6 protein-coding genes are annotated in these 6,345 nt (G+C 75.8%); 2 read left to right on the top strand and 4 right to left on the bottom strand.

Annotated elements, in window-relative coordinates; genetic code table 11:
* Positions 1-104: 104 nt before the first annotated feature.
* Both MHY85_RS19470 and MHY85_RS19475 read right to left on the bottom strand, forming a co-directional pair.
* Complete coding sequence (locus MHY85_RS19470) at positions 105-434, bottom strand: MGMT family protein (protein ID WP_158373809.1); 330 nt, start codon at positions 432-434, stop codon at positions 105-107.
* Positions 435-1,571 (bottom strand): PP2C family protein-serine/threonine phosphatase, encoded by a 1,137-nt coding sequence (locus MHY85_RS19475; RefSeq protein ID WP_239199754.1) that lies wholly within the window; start codon positions 1,569-1,571, stop codon positions 435-437. It lies immediately after the preceding gene.
* Positions 1,572-1,679: 108 nt separating this feature from the next.
* Between MHY85_RS19475 and MHY85_RS19480 the strand changes: the two genes are divergently transcribed.
* Positions 1,680-2,957, top strand: a complete 1,278-nt coding sequence (locus MHY85_RS19480; RefSeq protein WP_239199756.1) for a GNAT family N-acetyltransferase — start codon at positions 1,680-1,682, stop codon at positions 2,955-2,957.
* A gap of 129 nt (positions 2,958-3,086) precedes the next feature.
* Here MHY85_RS19480 and MHY85_RS19485 read toward each other — a convergent pair whose 3' ends face one another.
* Complete coding sequence (locus MHY85_RS19485) at positions 3,087-3,539, bottom strand: ribose-5-phosphate isomerase (RefSeq protein ID WP_147796174.1); 453 nt, start codon at positions 3,537-3,539, stop codon at positions 3,087-3,089.
* A gap of 153 nt (positions 3,540-3,692) precedes the next feature.
* On the opposite strand from MHY85_RS19485, the gene MHY85_RS19490 reads away from it, so the two are divergent.
* The gene (locus tag MHY85_RS19490; protein ID WP_239199758.1) at positions 3,693-5,669 is read left to right on the top strand and encodes a M13 family metallopeptidase; all 1,977 of its coding nucleotides are present in this window, start codon (positions 3,693-3,695) and stop codon (positions 5,667-5,669) included.
* 79 nt (positions 5,670-5,748) lie between these two features.
* On the opposite strand, the gene MHY85_RS19495 is transcribed toward MHY85_RS19490, so the two are convergent.
* Positions 5,749-6,303 (bottom strand): hypothetical protein, encoded by a 555-nt coding sequence (locus MHY85_RS19495; RefSeq protein ID WP_239199760.1) that lies wholly within the window; start codon positions 6,301-6,303, stop codon positions 5,749-5,751.
* Positions 6,304-6,345 lie beyond the last annotated feature (42 nt).

Genomic DNA, 6,345 nt, shown 5'->3' on the forward strand with positions numbered 1-6,345 from the left:
GACGTCGTCGACGCCATCCCGGCCGGCCGGGCGATGACCTACGGGACGATCGCCGAGGTCGTGGCCGACCGGTTCGTCGCCGAGGGGCTGGCGGCGCGGGGCGGTCAGTCGTCCGGGAACCAGATCGCGCGGCGGAGCGCCACGCGGGTGCCGTCCGCCGACAGCGGCGTGCCCTCCGCGCGCAGGTGCTCCAGCGCCGCCCGCGCGTGGTGCGCTGGCGGGGCCCCGGAGGCGTTCACCACCCGCCACCACGGCACCCCCGAACCGCCGCGGGACATGATCTGCCCGACCTGCCGGGGGCCGCCGCGCGCCGCCAGCCCCTCGGCGACGAACCGGTCGGCCACGACCTCGGCGATCGTCCCGTAGGTCATCGCCCGGCCGGCCGGGATGGCGTCGACGACGTCGAGCACCGCCTCCAGGTACGCCTCGTCCACTCAGCCCCTCCGCACCAGCACGAGCGCCCGGTCGTCGCCCTCGCCCGCGCCGATCTGCACCAGCACGTCGTCCGCCCCGCCCCGCCCCGTGGCCAGCACGCCCTCGGCGGCCCCGCGGAGCCGGTCGATCCCCAGGTCCAGGTCGCCGCCGGGCGTCTCGACCAGGCCGTCCGTGTACAGCAGCAGCGTGTCGCCGGGGTCGATCCGGCCCCGCACCGCCGGGAACGCCGCGCCCGCGAGGACCCCGAGCGCAGGCCCGCCCCGGACCTCGACCAGCTCGACCGCCCCGGAGCCGGCGTGCAGGTGCACCGGCGGCGGGTGACCCGCGGACGCCACGGTGTACTCGCCGGTCGCGAGGACCAGGCTCACGTGCACCGCCGTCGCGAAGCCCTCCTCCCAGTCCTGCCCGAGCAGGTAGGCGTTCGCCGCCGGCAGGAACGACGGGGCGGGCAGCTGCCCGATCAGCCCGGCGAGCGCGCCGGAGAGCTGCAGGGAGCGCACCCCGGCGCCCTGGCCCTTGCCGGACACGTCGACCAGGGCGATCTCCAGCACCGTGCCCTGCTCGCGCAGCGCCGTGACCAGGAAGTCGCCCGAGAACGCCTCGCGGTGCGCCGAGTGCAGCGCGGTCTGGACGCGCCAGCCCTCGGGCAGCGTCGGCACGACGCCGTGGGCGGCGAGCCGGTCCCGCAGGTCGACGAGCATCAGCTCCCCCGGCGCCCCTTGCAGGCCGAGCCGCTCCCGGTGCGCCGCGAACGCCAGCAGCGCCCCGATCGCGATGCCCTGCAGGACGAACGTGCCGGGCGTGAACTCCCCCAGGCCCGCGAGCGGGATCGCGACGAACTGCACCACGATCGCCGCGCACAGCACGACCATGCCGCGCATCCGGAGCAGGAACGCGCCGAGCAGCTCGATGAGGATGAACGTCGACGGCGGCACCCAGGGCCGGGCCCACACGATGCCCGCCGACGCCAGGAGCGTCAGCCCGACGAGCAGCGTGGTCAGCGCCCGCTGCGAGCCGACGCCGTACCGCCCCAGGCACGCCCGGACCCGGTCCAGCGCGCTCGCGGCACGGCGCCGGCGCGCGGGCGGGAGCCCGCGCGGCACCGGCGGCGGGGTCGGCCGGCGCAGGGTCGTCACGCGGCGAGAGTACCCAGCACGCTGAGGGCGCGACCAGGTGCCGCGACGGGAGGGTCGGTGGGGGAAATCGCGTGACCCGCCGCGACGGCGACCAGCAGGATGGCGACCATGAGCGCCGCCACCACCACCGGGTACCGCCTGTTCGAGATCACCGCCGACCGCGTCGAGGACTACCGGGCCGTCGACGGCATGGCCTTCGCCGAGCCGGCCCGCGACCCGGGGCTCGACGCCGAGGTGCCGTTCGCGGTCCCCCTGGACCGGGCGGTCGCGGTCGAGACCGAGGACGGCGAGATCGTCGCCGTGCACGGGTCCTACGCGTTCGCGCTGCCCACCCCCGGCGGGTCGGTGCCGTGCGCCGGGCTCACCTGGGTCGGCGTGCGGCCGGACCACCGCCGCCGCGGCCTGCTGTCCACGATGATGCGGGCGCACCTCGACCGGTCGCTGGCCCGCGGCGAGCACGTGTCGGCGCTGTTCGCCGCCGAGCCCGGGATCTACGGCCGGTTCGGCTACGGCTCCGCCTCGGACCACCTCCGCCTGACGATGCCGCGGGGCGCCGCGCTGCGGGACGTCCCCGGGTCCGCCGACCTCACCGTCCGGTTCGTGACGCTCGACCCGACCGCGCACGAGGGCGTGGTCGAGGACGTGTACGCCGCCGCGGGGCGGGGTCGGCCGGGCTGGATCCGCCGCGGGTCGGACGCCCTGCGCCGGATCGCCGTGGCGGACCCGGCGGCGTGGCGCAGCGGCGGCGAGCAGGCGCGGCTCCTCACCGTGCACGCCCCCGACGGCAGCCCCCGCGCCTTCGCGATCCTGCGCCGCACGCAGACCTGGGGCGACGGCGGCGCGGAGTACCCCGTGCAGGTGCGGCTGTCCGCAGCGGTCGACGCCGCGGCGGCGCACCGGCTGTGGTCGGTGCTGCTCGACCTGGACCTGACGGCGAAGGTCACCACCGGGATGCTGCCGGTCGACGACCCGCTGCTCGCCCTGCTGGTCGACACCCGGCGCCCGGTCCCCCGGGTCAGCGACAACCTGTGGGTGCGGCTGCTCGACGTGCCCGCCGCGCTGGCGGGCCGCCGGTACGCGGCGCCGCTCGACGTGGTGCTCCGGGTCCGGGACGGCCTGCTGCCCGCCAACGACGGCGCGTGGCGGCTGGTCACGGGCGAGGCCGGGGCGGACGGCACCCACGGCGCGCGCGTCGAGCCGGCCGGTGCGGTCGCGCCGGACCTGGAGCTCGACGTGCGCGAGCTCGGCGCCGCCTACCTGGGCGGTCGCAGCCTCGCGGCCCTGGCGGCGGCCGGCCAGGTCACGGCCGCGCGCCCGGACGCGCTGCACCGCGCGGCGACCGCCTTCGGCTGGCCGGTCGCCCCGGTGTGCCCCTGGGTCTTCTGAGCGTCGCCCGTTCGCCGAGATGGCAACTCTCGACTGCGCCCGGCACCCCCGGGACAGCCGAGAGTCGCCATCTCGGCGGCGCGACGCGGCGCGCGGCGCGCGGGGCGCGCGGCGCGGGCGAGGAGCGCGTCAGGCGCGCGCGGCCTCGTACGCCGCGAGCTGGTCGATCCGGCGCTGGTGGCGCGGGTCCTGGGAGAACGGCTCGTTCACGAAGACGTCGACCAGCTCCAGCGCCTCGTCGACCGAGTGCTGCCGGGCGCCGATCGCGACGACGTTCGCGTCGTTGTGCTGCCGGCCCAGCCGGGCGGTGTCGGTGTTCCACGCCAGGGCGGCGCGCACGCCGGTGACCTTGTTGGCGGCGATCTGCTCGCCGTTGCCGGACCCGCCGATGACGACGCCCAGGCTGCCCGGGTCGGCCACGACGGCCTCGCCCGCGGCGAAGCACACGGCCGGGTAGTCGTCCTGCGGGTCGTACTCGGCGGCGCCGTGGTCGACGACGTCGTGCCCCGCGGCGCGCAGGTGCTCGACCAGCGCGACCTTCAGCTCGAACCCGGCGTGGTCAGCGGCGACATGGATACGCATGGGGCCATCCTGCCGCACGCCCGGCCGCGGCGTCGCGACCGTCCGCGTCCCAGCCGCCGCCACCCGGGGCAGCGCTCCGTCACCCCCGCGACCTAGGCTGGCTCCCGGTGCGCGGCCGCGCGCCTGCCCGACCGGAAGGGACCCCCCTCGACCATGACCCGCAGCGGCATCGACACCTCGGCCCTCGACCCGGCCGTCCGGCCCCAGGACGACCTGTACGCGCACGTCAACGGCCGGTGGGTGGCCGAGCACGTGATCCCCGCCGACCGGGCGATGGACGGCTCGTTCCGTGCGCTGCACGACCAGGCCGAGGAGCAGGTCCGGGACATCATCGTCGAGGCGGGCGAGGCCGCGGAGGCCACCGGGGTGCAGGCCCAGATCGGCGCGCTCTACGCGTCGTTCATGGACACCGACGCCGTCGAGGCCGCCGGCACCGAGCCGCTGCGACCCGACCTGTCGGCGATCGCCGCCGCGACCACCCGCCAGGACCTCACGGACGTCCTCGGCGCCCTGCAGCGCACCGGCGCCGCCGCCGGCACCGGGTTCTGGGTGGACAACGACGCCAAGGACCCCGAGCGGTACGTCGTCTACCTGTACCAGTCTGGCCTCGGCCTGCCCGACGAGTCGTACTACCGCGACGAGCAGTACGCGTCGGTGCTCGCGGCCTACCGCCCGCACGTCGCGCGGATGCTGCGCCTGGGCGGCTGGTCCGCGGACGAGGCGGCCGCGGACGAGGCAGCGGGCCGGGTCGTCGCGCTCGAGACGAAGATCGCCGCGGGCCACTGGGACGTCGTCAAGGACCGCGACGCCGACCTCACCTACAACCCGACGACGCTCGCCGCGCTCGCGACGACGGCCCCGGGCTTCGACTGGGAGGCGTGGTCCCGCGCGCTCGGCGCCCCGCAGGGCTCGCTCGACGAGCTGGTGGTCCGCGAGCCGTCGTTCGCGACCGCGTTCGCCGGCCTCTGGGCGTCGGAGCCCGTCGAGGACTGGCAGGCCTGGCTGGCGTACCACGCGATCAGCGCGCGGGCCCCGTACCTGTCCTCCGAGCTGGTCGAGGCGAACTTCGACTTCCACGGCCGCACGCTGACCGGCGCCCAGGAGCTGCGGGACCGGTGGAAGCGCGGCGTCTCGCTCGTGCAGGGCGTCCTCGGCGAGGCCGTCGGCGAGGTCTACGTCGCCCGGCACTTCCCGCCGGCGCACAAGGAGCGGATGGAGGTGCTCGTCGGTCACCTGGTCGAGGCGTACCGCGAGTCCATCACCGCGCTCGACTGGATGGGCGAGGACACCAGGGCCAAGGCCCTCGCCAAGCTCGACGCGTTCACCCCGAAGATCGGCTACCCGGTCAAGTGGCGCGACTACTCGGGCCTCGACCTGCGCGCCGACGACCTGGTGGGCAACGTCCGCCGCGCGTCCGCGTTCGAGCAGGACTACGAGCTGCACAAGATCGGCAGGCCGATCGACCGCGACGAGTGGTTCATGACCCCGCAGACGGTCAACGCCTACTACAACCCCGGCATGAACGAGATCGTGTTCCCCGCGGCGATCCTCCAGCCGCCGTTCTTCGACGCCGACGCGGACGACGCCGTGAACTACGGCGGCATCGGCGCGGTCATCGGCCACGAGATCGGTCACGGCTTCGACGACCAGGGCTCGAAGTACGACGGCCAGGGCCGGCTCGAGGACTGGTGGACCGAGCAGGACCGCGCGGAGTTCGAGAAGCGCACGTCGGCGCTCATCGAGCAGTACAACGCGTTCTCGCCCGCCCAGCTGAACGGGTCGCACCACGTGAACGGCGCGCTCACCATCGGCGAGAACATCGGCGACCTGGGCGGCCTGTCCATCGCGCTGAAGGCCTACCGCATCGCGCTCGGCCGGCCGCTGGACGAGGCGCCCGAGGTCGACGGCCTCACCGGCGTCCAGCGGGTGCTGCTCGGCTGGGCGCAGGTCTGGCGGGCCAAGGGCCGCGACGAGGAGATCATCCGCCGGCTCGCGGTCGACCCGCACTCCCCGGACGAGGTCCGCTGCAACGCGGTGGTGCGGAACGTGGACGAGTTCTACACGGCGTTCGACGTGCAGCCCGGCGACGGGCTGTACCTGGAGCCGCAGGAGCGCGTGCGCATCTGGTGACGGACGACCGCGGCGCCCGTCCCCGGCCGGGGGGCGGGCGCCGCGGCGCGTCGTCAGGCCTGCGCGAGCGGGCCGCCCGTCACGGCAGCGTCGTCAGCGCCGCCGTCGCCACCCGGAACCCGGCCCCGGTCTCGTCCACCACGCAGGACATGCCGTTCGACCCGCTGGTGCACGTGTACGGCCCGACCGTCTGCGTCTGCCCGTACTCCAGCACCGGAGTGTCCGCCGAGGCGGACGCGGGCGCCGGGCCCTCGACGCAGGGCGTCGTGACGCCGTCGGACTCGTTGAGCACCACGGTGTGCCCGGTGGTGCCGGTGCAGCCCTCGGACGCGGGCACCGAGTACTGGATGTTCGCGATCGTGCAGGTCACGCCGTCGGGCGACATGGTGCACGCGATGTTGCCGGTCGGGGACGCGAACGACGTCGCGACGTCGCTGGTCGCGCCGGACGTGGCGCCGTCGGTCGCGGCGCCGGACGCGGCCTGCGAGGCGGGCGCCGACGGGTCCGCGGTCGTCCCGCCGTCGGATCCGCCGCCGAGCACGACGATCGCCGCGACGACCAGGCCGAGGACCAGCACGACGTCCACGGCGAGGAAGATCTTCACGCCGCGGCTCAGGTTCGCGAGGGCTGCCATCTGCTACCTCCGGGGGTGGGGCGGGGGCGGCGCGCACCCGGG

Source organism: Cellulomonas sp. ACRRI (genome assembly GCF_022346185.1).
Classification (GTDB): Bacteria; Actinomycetota; Actinomycetes; order Actinomycetales; family Cellulomonadaceae; genus Cellulomonas.